Source organism: Myxococcus llanfairpwllgwyngyllgogerychwyrndrobwllllantysiliogogogochensis, from assembly GCF_006636215.1.
In the GTDB taxonomy this organism is placed as follows: Bacteria; Myxococcota; Myxococcia; order Myxococcales; family Myxococcaceae; genus Myxococcus; species Myxococcus llanfairpwllgwyngyllgogerychwyrndrobwllllantysiliogogogochensis.
Genome location: NZ_VIFM01000105.1, coordinates 1 through 15,769 on the forward strand (window position 1 = coordinate 1; position 15,769 = coordinate 15,769).

The following is a 15,769-nucleotide window of genomic DNA, read 5'->3' on the forward strand; positions in this document are numbered from 1 at the left end:
GCCACCACCTCCACAGCACGCGGCATTGCAGGGGCCGCCCACGGGAGCGGGCGGAGCATCCGGATTGCTGAAGCCCGCGCCGACGAAGCCATACAGGGCCACGCCTTCATCGGGAATCACCTGGCGGCCGTCCGCGCTGACGCTGCCCAGTCCATAGGCATACCAGCCACTGCCGTTGGCGTCGTAGTTCCAGAAGTTGGCCTGGGCGCCAGGCAGCTCGCCCCGGTAGTTGGCGTAGTACAGCTTCGCGCCACTGAACCCCGGGGTGAGCCCTTCGAAGCGCGCGTCGCCGGGCTGGAGGGTGAAGTACAGCGGCATCTCCAGGTTCGGCAGCGGGAAGGGAGCCTGGTTGATGGGCAGCGGGGTGATGTTGATTTCCGTGAGCAGGTTGCCCGCGCGGTCCCGCACCACCGTGCCCGGAGGCAGTCGCAGCTCCAGGCCGGGAATCGCGGGCGTCGTCACCACGACTTCTTCCGTGGTGGGGCTGGGGATGGCGACCGTACCCTGGGGGTCCAGCCGAGGCATCCACACCGTGTGGCCCAGGGGATTGGTGATGCCCTCCTGGATTTCGATGTGCATGAAGAACAACCCGTAGCGGGTGGCTCCATGGTTCGCGGTCTGGCCATTGACCTCCAAGGTCTGACCACCGGGCTTGAGGCCCTGCACGAGGAAGCGGCCCTGAGCGTCCGTCCGCGTCGCGATGCCACGCACCACCACGTTCACGTTCGCCAGCGGCTTGCCATTGAGGCGCAGCACGCGACCGGAGAGCGCGGTGACGCCCGGGGGCGCCTGGAGCGGCTCGGCCGGCGTCACGCGAGGCTCACGTGAGCGCCAGTCGCCCGTGAGGTTCTCCGGACCGGGCAGCCAGGTCTCACCGTCGTCGAAGAGGGGCCTCTCCGGCGCCTGCCAGTCATAGCGACCATCCGCGCCCCGCTTCTCCGTGTGCCGCAGCAGGGCCACGGCCTGGGCCTGGGCCTGGGGGCGTCCGAGTCGCGGGCGGGGAAGCCGGACATCGGGGCTGCCCTGTCCAGCGGCCAGCGACTGGGTGGTGAAGCTCACCGTGGCAAGCGGCAGCACCCGACCGTCGGCGTCCTTCGCGCCCTGGACATAGAGCGTGTAGTTCGTGGCCGGCAGCAGCGCCTGGGTGGGGCGGAAGAAGAGCAGTCGCCCGTCCTCCGCGAAGCCGAGGCGACCTTCCACCTCGCCCACGGGGCCCGCCAGCGTGAGGGCGGTCTCGTCGACCTGCGTGACGGGATGGCTCAAGCGCACCCCGAGCAGGGCCTGCACGGACACCGACGAGGCCTTGTTCGCGGGGCTGGAGCCCGCCACTTCCAGCGGAGCCTCCGCGACGGGCAGTCGCTCCTTCTCGGTGGCGTCCAGCCGGAGGAACTCCCCCCGCTCCGGGTCGAAGAGCTCCGCGGTGGGCGCCTCGCCGGGCTCATCGCCACCCGACAGCAGCACCCGACCATCCGCCAGCAGCACGGCGGTGTGCCCCACGCGCGCCACCTGCAGGCGCGCCGACAACCGCTTCACCTGGAGCGTTCGGGGGTCGAACACCTCCGCCGTGTCACTGGCGCGCGCGTCCCCCGTCTCGCCGCCGGCGAAGAGGACCCTGCCATCGGTCAGCACGGTGGCCGAGTGCCGGGCTCGCGCCGTCAGGTGCACCTCGGACGCCTTGGAGAACGCGGCGCTGTCGCCCGAGAACCACTCGGACTCACGGACGAGCCGTCCGGAAGCGCCTCGACCGCCGAGGACGAGCACCCGGCCATCCGGCAGCATCGTCGCCGAGTGACCGGACCGCGCATGTGCCATGCCCTGGGCCAGCGGCTTTGCGCCATCGGGCTCCGTCAGGAACACGGCGGCCGAGGAGGGAGTCGAATCGCCCAGCAGCAGCCAGCGGCCGTCCGCCAGTCGCGTCGTGCTGCGTCCTCCTGGCGCTGTGGGCCTGTCCGAGGTCAGGCGTTGCACCACGTCAACAGGGACCGTGGCGAAGGGCGCCTCCTCGGTGCATGCCGGCAGGACACCGAGCAGCATGAGGCAGGCGAGAGCAAGGACACGTCTTGTGTCTGACATTGTTTTTCCGTTGGGACGCAGGAGAGGCACGGGTGTCATCGCTTCACCTCCACCGAGGCCGGCGCGAGAGGCGCACCCTGGGTCTTCACTCGCACGGTGACCTGCCCGGTGTTGGCGGCCAACGGGTCCACGGTGATGCTGTAGGTGCCCGCCGTCGTGGTGGTGAAGTTGGTCGTGTAGCTTTGATTGGGATAGGCGGTCCGGGAGGCGACCGCCACTCCATCGGGACGGAGGACCTGCAAAGAGGCGTAGGTGGCGAAGGTGCCGCCACTGACGACGAGCGACAGGCTGGCACTCGCCGCGGCCGTGAAGGTGTAGCGGCCGTCCTGGCCCACGCGCGCCGTGCTGAACGTCGCGGCCGTCCCGTCAACGACGAGGGTGTCCTCCACCGTGCGAGACAGCAGCAGCCCCACCGAGGCCGTCGCCATTCCCGACGGATTCACGGTGATGGCATAGGTCCCTGTCACCGGCAGCACCGGCAGGTTGCAGCTCCCCGGGGCGGTGTAGCTGCTGCAATTGACGAGCTGGGTCCCGTCCGGCTTGCGCACTTCGAAGGTGACGGACTGCGAAGCGGGCACCGTGGTGATGCTCACCACGCCCAGGCCCAGCCTGTCTCCCGCGTCGCCGCTGAAGGTGTAGCGCCCGTTCTGGCCCACCCCCAGGCTCACCGTCGTCGGCGTCCCGTCGATGCTCCCGGCACTGCCACTGGTTTCCTGCACCAGCCGCAACGTGAGCTGACCCGTGTTGGCGGCCAGCGGGTCCACGGTGATGACGTGGGTGCCTGACGTGGTGGTGGTGAAGTCCCACGTGACGTTGTCATTGGGGTACGCGGTCCGGCTGATAATCGCATTGCCATCCGGGCGGAGGACCTGCACGGAGGCGTAGTTGGAGAAGGTGCCACCGGTAGCGACGAGCGTCACGTTGGTGTTCGCCGCAGCCGTGAAGCTGAAGCGACCGTCCTGGCCCACGCGCGCCGTGCTGAACGTCGCGGCCGTCCCGTCAACGACGAGGGTGTCCTCCACCGTGCGAGACAGCAGCAGCCCCACCGAGGCCGTCGCCATTCCCGACGGATTCACGGTGATGGCATAGGTCCCTGTCACCGGCAGCACCGGCAGGTTGCAGCTCCCCGGGGCGGTGTAGCTGCTGCAATTGACGAGCTGGGTCCCGTCCGGCTTGCGCACTTCGAAGGTGACGGACTGCGAAGCGGGCACCGTGGTGATGCTCACCACGCCCAGGCCCAGCCTGTCTCCCGCGTCGCCGCTGAAGGTGTAGCGCCCGTTCTGGCCCACCCCCAGGCTCACCGTCGTCGGCGTCCCGTCGATGCTCCCGGCACTGCCACTGGTTTCCTGCACCAGCCGCAACGTGAGCTGACCCGTGTTGGCGGCCAGCGGGTCCACGGTGATGACGTGGGTGCCCGACGTCGTGGTGGTGAAGTCCCACGTGACGTTGTCATTGGGGTACGCGGTCCTGCTGGTAATCGCATTGCCATCCGGGCGGAGGATCTGCACGGAGGCGTAGTTGGAGAACGTGCCACCGGTGGCGACGAGCGTTACGTTGGTGTTCGCCGCGGCCGTGAAGCTGAAGCGACCGTCCTGGCCCACGCGCGCCGTGATGAACGTCACTGCCGTCCCGTCGATGACGAGGGTGTCCTCCACCGTGCGAGACAGCAGCAGTCCTACAGAGGCCGTCGCCATTCCCGTCTGATTCACGGTGATGGCATAGGTGCCCGTCACTGGAAGCACCGGCAGGTTGCAGCTCCCCGGGGCGGTGTAGCTGCTGCAGTTGATGAGCTGGGTGCCGTCCGGCTTGCGCACTTCGAGGGTGACGGGCTGCGAAGCGGGCACCGTGGTGATGCTCACCACGCCCAGGCCCAGCCGGTCTCCCGCGTCGCCGCTGAAGGTGTAGCGCCCGTTCTGGCCCACGCCCAGGCTCACCGTCGTCGGCGTTCCGTCGATGCTCCCGGCACTGCCACTGGCTTCCTGCACCAGACGCAGGGTGAGTTCGCCGGTGTTGGCGGCCTGTGGGTCCACGGTGATGACGTGGGTGCCCGACGTCGTGGTGAGGAAGTCCCACGTGACGTTGTCATTGGGGTAGGCGGTCCTGCTGGTAATCGAACTGCCATCCGGACGGAAGACCTGCACGGAGGCGTAGTTGGGGAAGGTGCCACCGGTGGCGACGAGCGTCACGTTGGTGTTCGCCGTGGCCGTGAAGGTGTAGCGAGCATCCTGGCCCACGCGCGTGGTGCTGAACGTGACGGCCGTCCCGTCCACGACGAGGCTGCCCTCCACCGTGCTCGACAGCAGCAGGCCCAGCGAGGCGGTCGCCACTCCCGTCTGATTCACGGTGACGACATAGGCCCCCGTCATCGGCAGGTCCGGCAGGTCGCAGTTCCCCGGCGTGGTGTAGCTGCTGCAGTTGACGAGCTGGGTGCCGTCCGGCCTGCGCACGTCGATGGCGACCGACTGCGCGGCGGGCACGGTGGTGAGGCTCGCGATGCCCAGCCCCAGCCGCTCCCCCGCCGCGCCGAAGAAGTTGAACCGCCCGTTCTGTCCCACCTGCCCCGAGAAGACGGCCATGGCACCGTCCTTCTCCAGGTTCCCGGTGATGCCTCGCACCAGCGTGAAGGTGGCGCTCAAGCCTGTCGTCGTCCCATTGGCCTTCAACACCGCGGTGTAGGTGCCTGCCTTCGGAGCGACCGGCAAATCGAAGGCGCCACCCGTGGCCAAGATGGAGGCGGTGCTGAGGCTCTCGCCCAGGCCGTCGTAGATGCGCAGCGTTCCCGACGAGGCACCACCGAGCACCACCGAGCTCACGACGACGGTCACCTGCTCGCCCTGCTGCACCGAGAAGCTCACCGCGGCCTTGTTCGTCGAGCTGGCCAGGGAGACATTGACCGGCGCCCCGCCCACCTCCGCTTGAGAGAGGGTGTCCGTTCCGCCAGGGACCTGGTCGAGCGGAACGACCATGAAGTCCTGCGTGCTCGTCGCGCGCCCCGACGGCGTGGAGACCCTCACCTTCCCCGTGGCGCCACGCGAGGAGACCTTGGCCTGCAGCTGCGTCGCCGTGGAGGAGAGGATGTCCGCCTGGATGTCCCCGATGAAGATCCGGTTGTAGATGTTCTGGAGACTGAAGTTCGAGCCGGTGATGGTCACCGTCGTCCCGACCGGCCCACCCGAGGGCGAGAAGCCAGAGATGATGGGCGCGGGGACCGGAGCCAGCACCACGAAGTCCTCGTGGCTGGTGGCCGTCACGCTCCCGACCTCCACGCTCACCGTCCCCGTCGTCGCGCCCGCGGGCACCGTCACCACGAGCCGCTGCTCGCTCGCGGCGGTCACCACCGCGGCGACCCCGTTGAACCGCACCGTATTGTTGGCGGGAGTCGTGCTGAAGCCCGAGCCCGTCAGCGTCACCTCGCCGCCCGGCGGTCCCTCGTTGGGCGCGAAGTCGAAGAGCCCCAACTGCGCGGCGGAGAGCCGCTTGATTTCAAGGAGGTTGCCACCTTCGTCATAGACATACTGGGCGCTGGCGCCCGTCCCGTCATAGACAGCCACCAGCCGGCGGGACTCGTCATAGGCGTAGTTGATGGGCGGACCCGCGTCTCCCAGGCTCGCGACCTGGGTCGTCGGGTCCGACAGCGTGGGTGGAGGCGAAAGACTCTCGCCTCCGCATGCGGTCAACAGCAGGGCACACCAGAGGGAGCCCAGGCCAAGGCCAGGCCCCCAGGAGGAACGCTTCAAGGGAAACTCCTTGCGCTACGAAGGGTCAGTGGACGCGCGGCGTCGCGTCCGGTGGATGGGACGGCGACACTGCGCTCGTCAGTGCCTTGAGAAACTCGACGAGGTCGGAGCGCTCAGAGGGAGTCAGGTCCCCCACCTGTCGCCCCGGAGTGGAGCGGTAATACAGCTCACGCTCGACGGCCTGGAGCAGCGTGGGGATGCTGCCGTCGTGCATGTACGGCGCCGTCACGGCCACGTTTCGCAGGGACGGGGTGCGAAAGCGTCCCAGGTCCGTGGGGCTGAGCGTCACGGCGAAGCGCCCCAGGGCCGCCATCTCCGCCCGGGCCGGCACACTGGCCCGCCGGGCCTCCCGCGACATCCCCACGGCCTCGCGTGCCGCCTCCGCCTGATGGGGAATGAGTTCGGAGCGCACCTCTCCCGCGTGGTACGCGCCATCCGTCAGCGCGCCTCCTTCAAGGTGGTGGCAGCGCGCGCACCCCGCGCGTCCGGTGAAGAGAGCCCAGCCCCGGCGCTGCGCCGGCACCAGCGCGGCGCGGTCACCCGCCTGGGCGCGATCAAAGGCAGACGAGGCCACGGGCAGCTGGCGCACGAAGTCCGCGAGCGCCTGCGCCACGGTCTGCTGGGTGACGCCCCTGCCGGGGAAGACCCGCTCGAAGTCCGAGGCGTGACGGGCCCGCACCGCGGAGAGGACCGCCTGCACGTCTTCGAGGCCGTGCTCCTCGGGGGCGGTGAGCGGGTCGAAGACCAGCGCCTCCAGTGAATCCCGCCGCCCGTCCCAGAACAGCTCGCGCATCTGAGCCAGGCCCAGCAGGCTCGGGGCGTTGCGGGTCCCGACACGGCCCAGGACGCCACGCGAGACAGGCAGTCCGTCCGTGAAGGCGGCACCTGGCTGATGACACGTCTCGCAGGACACCCTTCCATCGGCGCTCAAGGACGTATCGGAGAAGAGCCGCTGCCCCAGCGCGGCGCGAGCGCTCGCGTCCTCCCTGGAGACACGCTCCTCGGCGGCGGCCCTTGCTGGCGCCAGGAACACCAGCCCCAGCCCCGCGGCGACGCTCCAGACGAGACGCCGACCCGGTGCGGCGCATCTCCTCTCAAGACTGGCCTTCGACCTGCTCCGCGCCAACATACGCACCCACTCGGTCCCTACGGCCCTGACTGCCCGAACAGGCGCACCCGTCCCTGAGCCGTGCAGGCCCCTTCATGAAACGTGGAACGAACCGCCACGACGGGAACGACAAACACAAGGCCCCGCCTGGAGCGAGCGCGCCTCGACGAGGCCGTGCATCCGGCCCATTTCCGATACGGAGTGGACCCTTTTTCCTGGTCTGGAACCCGGGACGTTTTTCACGGGCGGCATTCGGGGAATGCCCAGGCCACGCCTCGCGGTGACGGCTCGGAGCATGCGCTGGACGACCAGCCCCGTGTCGCCGCGACGTATTCCTCTTGCAGTGCACTTGCATCGAGGAACGATGAAACGACCTGGCTTGCTCGCGACCTTCTTGATGGGCTTCCTGCCTGCCGCCACGGTGGGGGCGTATTCGCTCAACACCGCGGTCAGATGGGGAGACAACCCCTACGTCATCGATGTCATCACCGGCCCATTCCAGACCCACTTCGGACTGAACAATGCCAGCATCATGACCATCGCGCGTTCTGCCCTTCAGTCCTGGCAGAACTCAGGGGTCCGGTTCAACACGAACATCGAATTCCACGACACGACGCCCAACGCCTCGGACCTCGAGATTGAAGCCAAGACGTGCTGCGACGGCGATTGCTCGGGGAACAGCTGTCTCGGACGGTCGTCCTACATCTTCCTCTCCGACAACTGCTCCATCGACATCTACATGAACACCGGCGTCGCGAGCGCGTACTCGGACAACGGGACCCAGACCTTCGACCTCCAGTCCATCTTCACGCATGAGTTCGGGCACTGCCTCGGGTTGACCCATCCCTCCACGAGTTCGCCCGAAGCCGTCATGCACCAGGGGAACTACGCCTTCGGGGCCTATCCGAAGCGCTTCCCTCGCGAGGACGACAAGCTGGGCGGACAGCACGCCCAATACATCGCGGACTATCCCGTCAGGGTCCGCGCCCGGACGGGCGGCGGCTGGACGCAGGTGGGAACGACCTCCGGAAGCGTGGGCGTGGCGACGCAGACGGACGGGTGGTCGCTCGTGACGTTCGAGAACGACTCGAACCAGGACTACACCAGCCGCATCTCGTACGTCGGTATCGACCCCAGTGGCACCGTGGGACCGACCTGCACTTCGACGGACTATGCCTTCGACGGCGTGGCCGTCTCCGAGAATCCAGGCGGGGGCTTCGCGGCGGCGTTCCGCTCGTCCAATGACACCGGAGCCATCTACGTCTACCGGGGCGTCTACGGCAGCCTGGCCGGATGTTTCTGGGGAGGAAGCCCCCAGCTCACGACGATGACGTCCCATCGGCGCCCGAGCCTCGCGTATGACGCGGCGTCAGGTCGGCTGGTGATGGCCTTCATCGAGATGGGGACGGGAAAGCTCCGGGTCTCCACGTCGACCAGCGCCGGCACCTGGACCAACCCCACCCAGATCAACGGCGAATGGACCGACACGTCGGTCGGGATTGATTGCGGCTACTGGGCGCCTGCCGGTGCCAACCGCTGCTTCCTCACCTTCCCTGCCTCGAACGGCGAGCACCAGCTGCGCATCGCCGAGGGCTACATCACCGCGGCCGGCACCTTCATGTACCTGGGGACGCACGTCACGGCGGGCTGGACGCTCAACGTCGCCTCGGACGTGCAGATCGTGAATGGCAACCGCCTGGAAATCATCCACGCCTCCACCAACAACACCCGCGACGCGTACATGTACATCCGGGACTGCGCCAGCGGCACGTGCACGGACTCCAACTTCCCCATCGAGCGCAAGACGTTCGTTGGCGGCAGCATCTCCAGCGCGAAGCTGGTGACGGCGGCTCCTTGAGCCTGGACCTTCGCGAGACCCCGCAACACCAGACTCCTGGAGACACATTGTCATGAAGTCCTTCTTCAAGCAGGGAATGATGGTTGTCGTCGGTGCGGTCGTGGGCCTGGGAGCCGTGGGTGTGGGGAGGGCGCTGATACCAACCCCCGCGCTGGGCCCGGCGGGCCGGGGACATGTCCACGACGATTACGCGCGGTACACGCTGGGGCCCGAAGGCTACGTGGCCCAGTCCGACCTCATCGTCACGGGCCGCGTCACCCGACAGGTGGACACGCACCGCAAGGTCCAGGGCAGCAAGAGGCCTCGCTACTTCCAGAAGCTGGAGCTGGAGGTGGACGCGGAGCTGTATCGGAACGCGGAGCGGCTCCCGGGCTCCGCGACTCGCGTGGTCGTGGCGGTTCCAGCGGCGGGCATGGACGCGTCGGCGGGGCGCGCCCACCTGGGCGCGCTGGATGGACACCGGCAGCTGTTCTTCCTGCGTCGCTCACCCGACGTCGCGGGGGCCTTCGTCCTCCTCCGGGGCGACCATGGACATGTCGACCTGGACGCAGCCTCGGTCCAGCACGAGGTGCTCCCGGGAGCGACTCCCTCCGCGCTGCTCGACACGCTCAAGCGCTTCGTCGCGTCCACCCAGCTCTCGGTTCCTCGCACGGAGCGCACCTCGCTGGACTCCGTTCCCCAGGGCGCGGTGCCGGGCCGGCTCTACGGACGCGCGGACCGGCCCGCCACGCTGACCTCGCCCGCTCCCGACGAGGGGGGCACGGTGGTGTTCGACGCGCTCCCGGAAGGCGCGGTGGCGACACGGGTCCACGTCGTGAACGTGGGTGAGCGCTGCTTCGTGAGGCTGGCCTGGGAACCCGGACCGGCCTCGGGGCCCGTGGCGCTCCACATCAAGGATGGCGCCCAGCCGTCCGACTGCGCGGCCCTGCTCGACAAGACGTTCTGACGTCGCACGTCCAACGTGCCCGCGACCCGGCCTGCCCGTGGCGATGGCCGGGTCGCGGTGCTCACAGGATGATGTGTTCGATGGGCTTCCAGACGGGCTGGAGGTCCTTCGTCAGGACACCCACCTCGGGGACCACCAGCTCCTCGGCGTGCAGCAGGTAGGGGCCACCCTTGACGTTGCGCCCCACCAGCAGGAACGTGTAGCGGCCCGAGGGGAGCGCGTCGTACACGACCTCCGGGGAGGTCACTCCCGCCGGGCCGAGCACCCCCAGCTCGAGCTTGATTCGTTCCACGCGACCGTAGCTGCGGATCGGCGACAACGTCCCCGGGACGAGCACCGCCTGGTGGAGGGCGACATCGTCGGGAGGAGTGCCCGTGACACGGGGCACACGCAGCCGCAGCGTGGAGTGGCCTTCGCGCTCCTGAAGTTGGAGCACTCTCCGCTCGTTGGGGGCCAGCGTCACCCGGCGCGGGATGTACCGGCCCGACTGGGTCTCCGACCAGGGGTTCCCCATGAAGTCGTACCTGGAACTGAGGGAGATGACGTACTCCCCGGGCTCCAGTCCTCCCATGGAGAAGGACCCTTCGCTGACGTGCACGATGCCGGAGCGATGGAGCTTCTGGCCCCCCAGGGCGCTCAACCGCAGCATCACCTTCGCGGGCTGTCCCTCGCGGTCCTTCACGGTGCCCTCCAACCGCGCGCCCGGCGAGAGCACCACCTCCAGCGTTTCCTCGCCCGAACCCACCGACTGTTGAAACGGCAGGTAGCCGGAGTGGGAGATTTCCATGGCCAGGGGGCCCGCCTCCATCGGCCCGAACTCGAAGGCGCCCGAGGGGTCCGTTTTCGCGCTCGCCAGCTCGGGAGCCTGCGCCGACGAGGACTCATCGACCTGGGAGGACGGTGAGCGCCGGACGACCACCTGGGCGTTTTCGACGGGGGCGGAGGTCGTCGCGTCCACGACGCGCCCGCGCACCCACCGCCCCGCTTCGAGGACCAGCGTGCCCAGGTCCACGTCCTGTCCGCGCTCCACCCGGACCTCGCGGATGATGCGAGTGTGCCCCGGAGCCTCGAGCGTCAGCCACGTCACACCGGGTTGCTGGATGGGGAGCCGGAAGGCACCGTCGTCGCCCTGAAAGGACTCTTCATTGACGGTGAAGCGGTCAATGGGCGTGCCGTCCGAGCGCCGGAGCTTTCCGCGGATGCTCCCCAGATAGCGCAGCACCAGCCTCACGTTCGTCGAGCCCGCGGCGACCTGGTGCTCGGGGAGCGGGTCGAAGGCGTCATCCTCCCCGCGCGTCGCCACGCGCAACACGTAGCCCGGCTTCTCGACGGTCAGGTTGCTGTCGCCTCGCAGCAGGTGATGGACGGTGAACCGGCCCGCCTCGTCCGTGAGCGAGGATGCGTCCTCCAGTTGGATGCCGTGCTCCTGCTCATTCAACTGGGCGTAGTTCTCCCGCTGCGAGTGGGCCTTCACCTGAGCGCCACCCAGGGGCATGCCCGCCTCGTCCACGACGACACCGGATACCGACTTTCCGGTGTCCATCCGGAAGACCACCGTCGACTGTTCCTTGGGGCGCAGCTCGACGACGCGCGAGGCGCGATGAGGCGCCCCCGTGTTGAAGACCGCCCGGAGCGTGTAGCGACCCGGCTCCACGATGCGCATGACGAAGCGTCCTTCTTCGTCGCTCATGCACTCGGTGGTTCGGTCCTTCTTTCCCTCGGCGAACAGGGTGAGCGCCACCTCCGGGAGCGGCTCACCCCGGGCGCTCACCACGGTGCCCTCCACGTGCCCACCGGCGTGCAGCACCAGTCGAAGGTCCTGGACCGGAGCCTCCACACGCTCCAGGCGCGTGACGACGAAGTCCTCCCCGTAGGCGACGAGGATATAGGGGCCCGCTTCGGGCAGCTCGAGCACGAAGCGCCCCGCCGCGTCGGTCCGCGTTTCGAACCTCGTGGACTCGTAGTCTCCAAACCTTTGGACCTCCCCCTTGGATTGCACCTCACCGGAAGGACGCGCCTTGTCCTTGCTCAGCCGAGGCGGCGTCATGGCCGCCACGGTGGCCTCCGCCAGGGGATGCCCGTCCACGTCGGTGACCAGTCCCTCCATGAGGACGGCTGGCGCGCGCTGGGAGTCCGGCGTCGTGCCCTCGGCAGGCACCTCCCGCGCCTGGGCCTCGGTCCGCCCGGCGTCGGGCGCCCCACTCAGCGACTGCTGGGCGGAAGCCTCGCGAACCGTGGGCGCGGCCATCAGGGTCTCAGGGGTGCCGAGGGAGAACCGCGTCACGGCGAATCCCAGCACGACGACACCCAGGGCGATTGCCACCACGGACGCGCTTTTCATGAGGCCTCCCGTCGGCGTCACGCTAGCAGCATCCAACGCCCTCTCGTGCACGGGCGCGGTGTCTGCCCATCCACCCCGCCCCAGGCACTGACCTTCAGGCCACCGCTTCCGGCGCCGACGAGGTCTGCTTCGACGAGAGGGCACTGCCCACCGACGCCAGGACGATGAAGCCGACGGCCAGGGCCTGCACCCACGAGAGTCGCTCGTCCAGGAACAGCAGCCCCGCGAGCGCCCCGAGCGCGGGCTCCAGACTCATCAGGATGCCGAAGGTCCGCGTGGGCAGCTCCTTGAGAGCCATCATCTCCAGTGAATAGGGCAGCGCGCTCGACAGCACGGCGATGCCCAGCACCGCGGGCAGCAGCGACACGTCCAGCAACGAGGTGCCCGCCTGCGCCACGCCAAAGGGAACGACGAGCAGGGCCGCGGTGAGCATGCCCAGTGACGCGGCCGTCCCGCCGTGCACGGAGGCGCCCGCCTTCTGGCCGAACACGATGTAGAGCGCCCAGCACGTGCCCGCCACCAGCGCCCAGCCGACCCCCACCCAGTCGAGCGCCTTCCCGGTCCCCGCCAGTGGCAGGATCATCACCACGCCCGCCACGGCCAACAGCGCCCAGATGAAATCGACGGCCTTCCGAGTCGACAGGAGCGCCACCGCGAGGGGCCCGGTGAACTCGATGGCGACGGCGATGCCCAGGGGGATCCGCTCCAGCGCCAGGTAGAAGGTCAGGTTCATCACCCCCAGCGAGGCGCCATACACGAGGACGGAGCGCAGCTCCGCGCGGGTGAGGCGCTTGCGCCAGGGACGCCAGATGGCCAGCAGAATCAGGCTGGCGAACACGAGCCGGAGCGCCGTCGTCCCTTGTGCGCCGACGACGGGAATCAACCGCTTGGCGAGCGAGGCCCCCACCTGGATGCAGCTCATCGCGACCAGCAACAGGAGCACGGCGCTGGTGCGGGGGCGGGTCAGCCCACGGAGTCGAGACATGCCGCGCACTGTCGCACAAGCGCACCAGGGCAGGTCATCGCTCACCTCCGGCGGAGTCGAAGCCGCCGGTGCTCCAGAATCGCGCGCCACCCGTCCGCTTGCAGCGGGTGCAGCCAGGCGCGCGCGCGATTCTGGAAAGCCGTCCGGGTTACTTCTTCTTGTCGGCCTTCTCCTTCTTCTTCTTCTGCTTCTCCTTCGTCGACAGCTTCGGCTTGTTGTCCTTCTTCGCCTTCTCTTGACCCTTGGGCACGGTATCGCTCCTTACGCCCGACCACGGCGGGCCCCATCCTACCGCGCCCGGACTGTCGCGGGTGGGAATTGCCCGGCCCCGCGAGCCTCGGCGGCACAGGAGGGCGCGCTTCCGTCGCGCGCCCTCCCCTGCCCGCCTGCTAGTGGTAGAGGCGGATCTCACACACCTGGGAGTAGCTGCTCACTCCAGGGAACGTGCCGGACACGTAGAGCCGCACGTGTTTCGCAATCAGCCCTCCGCCGGGACGCTGGCTGTAGTCCGCGACGACAGTCTGATTGGGGCCATAGGACATGGACCCACTGTCACTCGTGCTCCAGGTGCTCCCGTTCAGGCCGACAGCCATCGCCCAGCCCGTGGGGTTCCACTGCCCGAAGTCGATCTCCATCCGCTTGATGAGGTACTCGCGCTCCATGTAGACGTACACCGACTGCGAGTTCCCATTGCTGCTCCACCAGCACGAACTCTTGTTCCTGTCCGCGACGGTGTAGGCCGCCATGGGATTGACGGTGGCGTTGCCAGCGCCCACTCGAATCTGATGGGAGACGGTGACGGGGCCGGAGAAGCCCTGGTAGCTCACGTCGAGCCGGTTCACGACCTTCAGCATCAGCGTCGAGCCGCCCAGTCCCGCCGTGTCGAAGGTCCAGTGCCGATCCGTGAAGGCAGCGCTCTCCTCTCCAACCTTGGTCCACGTCAGGCCGCTGTCCTGCGACAGGTAGTAGTCGACGAGCTGCGGCGCCGGGTGGGACCAGTGGACGTGGATGTCATCGCCATCCAGGGTCGGGGAGGTCCCCGAGGAGGCGGTCACATCAATCAAATCCGTGACGGTCAGCGTCGTCGTATTGGAGACCACGGTCTGCTGGTAGGCGTCCACCACGCGCCAGTGGGAGACGCGCGGCTGGATGTGGTGGTCGATGGGATAATAGATGTGATTGCTGGTGATGGTCCCGACCGTCTGCCAGGTCTGGGGAGCCTGGGGCGTCGAGCGCTGGAGGAGCAGCGTGTCACCGCCTCCGCTGACGGTGAAGTACGGGTACTGGGATGACCGGGTGACCACTGAATCCGGCAAGGAGAGGACGGGCTTGCTGACGGGGTTGGTGACCCAGATGGGCGCCATCACGACTTCGGCGTTCTCCCATTGCTGCCTGAGCGTGACGACGTAGATGGACTCGTAGGGCGTCAGCGAGAAGACCTCCTTCAGGTCGATGAGTCCGATGTCGGTGTACGGGATTTCCTTGATGGGTGCGTTGGGCTGGAAGGGGCTCCAGACCTGGAGCGTCGTCCAGTTATTGCCGCCACCGGTGCCATCCTTGGTCGTCCCCCACACGGTGAAGTCGAGCCGCCGCTCGGTGGGGCTGAGCGCGAACTCGGAGCCCATGGGACGGCCGTTGACCATGAAGAAGCCGGAGGCAGGCGGCAGGGCCGTGCGGAACACCGAGCGGTTGCGCAGCGCGATGAGGAAGTTGTCGTAGTTGAACGGCGTGCCGGGAGGCAGGACGACACCGGCGCGGCCCTGGGCCGTGTCGTGGCCATGGGTCTTCTCGCGGGGCACCCCGGGCTCGTCGATGTAGCGGCGCACCCAGGTGCCGTTCGGGTGCTGTTCCATGAAAGCGCCCCCCAACTGCTCGCGGGTGGTGGAGTGCGCGTCGGTGTTGGAGACGGGGGCGACTCGGAAGCCGCGCCGCAGCAGCTCGAAGTACTTGGGGAGCCCGTTGTACTCGGCGAGTTCGACGGCATCTCTCACCTTTTGGCGTCGGTCCGGCGCCGTGGGGAGCGTGAAATACACGTCGTCGTTCGGATGGTTCAGCTGGATGTGGGTGCTCAGCAGCGGGTCCGCCGAGTAGTTGTCGACGATCTCGTCGTGCATGTTCCCGATGTTGGAGGAGTTGACATGCAGATTGCGGTTGAAGCTGTTGAAGTGGTGGTCATGGCTTGAGCCCGTCCCATCATCCGGGCCCACATGAGACTCCCTGCCCCTGAGGACGAGCAGCTCGGATTGCCCGTTCGCATCCAGCACGGGGCTCAGCTGGGAGATGGGGTCATCGTCATCGTAGGACTTCCACGACGTGGTGTGGTTGCTGGTGCCGAAGAAGTCATAGCCGTGGCGGAAGGCGGACAGCAGCACCTCGCTTCGGATGATCTGGGGCGTGAAGCTGAGCGACCCACCGTCCATGGCGTCATGGCCGCGGGGGTGATTGTGCAGGTCCCCCACGAAGGTCTGCCAGCCGCCACCTCCCAGCTCCGTGGCGATGCGATTGCGGTATTTGCTCTCCCGGACCGCGGGGACCGGATACCGGTCCAAGGCGAGCACGTTCGTCACCTCATCATCAGCGAGGCCCGGGGTGGAGAACAATGCGGCGGCCAGCAGCACGCTGCCGCCGAGACTTCTGTTTCGAGACATGGGACCACTTCCTCAGGAGGGACGCAGCAAGGACGGACGAATCAAGTGAGCGTCACCCACTCTCACTACGGAG

8 protein-coding genes are annotated in these 15,769 nt (G+C 68.1%); 2 read left to right on the forward strand and 6 right to left on the reverse strand.

Annotated elements, in window-relative coordinates:
* From FJV41_RS24555 to FJV41_RS24565, 3 genes are all read right to left on the reverse strand, one after another.
* A partial coding sequence (locus tag FJV41_RS24555) for an Ig-like domain-containing protein (protein ID WP_246137386.1) occupies window positions 1-2,034 on the reverse strand: 2,034 nt, incomplete at its 3' end.
* A gap of 74 nt (window positions 2,035-2,108) precedes the next feature.
* Window positions 2,109-5,810 carry a pre-peptidase C-terminal domain-containing protein gene (locus tag FJV41_RS24560; RefSeq protein ID WP_141644978.1) on the reverse strand — a complete coding sequence of 1,234 codons (3,702 nt, stop codon included), beginning with the start codon at window positions 5,808-5,810 and terminating at the stop codon, window positions 2,109-2,111.
* A 25-nt stretch (window positions 5,811-5,835) separates the two neighbouring features.
* A complete protein-coding gene (locus tag FJV41_RS24565) occupies window positions 5,836-6,939 on the reverse strand; it encodes a cytochrome-c peroxidase (protein ID WP_141644979.1) in 1,104 nt (367 codons plus the stop codon).
* A 343-nt stretch (window positions 6,940-7,282) separates the two neighbouring features.
* Here FJV41_RS24565 and FJV41_RS24570 point away from each other — a divergent pair, with 343 nt between their 5' ends.
* Window positions 7,283-8,776 (forward strand): matrixin family metalloprotease, encoded by a 1,494-nt coding sequence (locus FJV41_RS24570; protein WP_174485998.1) that lies wholly within the window; start codon window positions 7,283-7,285, stop codon window positions 8,774-8,776.
* Window positions 8,777-8,828: 52 nt separating this feature from the next.
* Window positions 8,829-9,722 carry a hypothetical protein gene (locus FJV41_RS24575; RefSeq protein WP_141644981.1) on the forward strand — a complete coding sequence of 298 codons (894 nt, stop codon included), beginning with the start codon at window positions 8,829-8,831 and terminating at the stop codon, window positions 9,720-9,722.
* Window positions 9,723-9,783: 61 nt separating this feature from the next.
* On the opposite strand, the gene FJV41_RS24580 is transcribed toward FJV41_RS24575, so the two are convergent.
* The 3 genes from FJV41_RS24580 to FJV41_RS24590 all read right to left on the reverse strand — a co-directional run bounded on the left by FJV41_RS24580 (window position 9,784) and on the right by FJV41_RS24590 (window position 15,696).
* Complete coding sequence (locus FJV41_RS24580; protein ID WP_141644982.1) at window positions 9,784-12,063, reverse strand: carboxypeptidase-like regulatory domain-containing protein; 2,280 nt, start codon at window positions 12,061-12,063, stop codon at window positions 9,784-9,786.
* 94 nt (window positions 12,064-12,157) lie between these two features.
* Entirely contained in the window at window positions 12,158-13,048 is an 891-nt protein-coding gene (locus FJV41_RS24585; protein WP_141644983.1) for an EamA family transporter, read from the reverse strand.
* A 389-nt stretch (window positions 13,049-13,437) separates the two neighbouring features.
* The gene (locus tag FJV41_RS24590) at window positions 13,438-15,696 is read right to left on the reverse strand and encodes a hypothetical protein (protein WP_141644984.1); all 2,259 of its coding nucleotides are present in this window, start codon (window positions 15,694-15,696) and stop codon (window positions 13,438-13,440) included.
* Window positions 15,697-15,769: the final 73 nt, after the last annotated feature.

Excerpts from the sequence above, each read along its gene's own strand:
- FJV41_RS24565 (WP_141644979.1), bottom strand. The coding sequence starts at position 6,939 with ATGTTGGCGCGGAGCAGGTCGAAGGCCAGTCTTGAGAGGAGATGCGCC.
- FJV41_RS24570 (WP_174485998.1), top strand. The coding sequence starts at position 7,283 with ATGAAACGACCTGGCTTGCTCGCGACCTTCTTGATGGGCTTCCTGCCT.
- FJV41_RS24575 (WP_141644981.1), top strand. The coding sequence starts at position 8,829 with ATGAAGTCCTTCTTCAAGCAGGGAATGATGGTTGTCGTCGGTGCGGTC.
- FJV41_RS24580 (WP_141644982.1), bottom strand. The coding sequence starts at position 12,063 with ATGAAAAGCGCGTCCGTGGTGGCAATCGCCCTGGGTGTCGTCGTGCTG.
- FJV41_RS24585 (WP_141644983.1), bottom strand. The coding sequence starts at position 13,048 with ATGTCTCGACTCCGTGGGCTGACCCGCCCCCGCACCAGCGCCGTGCTC.
- FJV41_RS24590 (WP_141644984.1), bottom strand. The coding sequence starts at position 15,696 with ATGTCTCGAAACAGAAGTCTCGGCGGCAGCGTGCTGCTGGCCGCCGCA.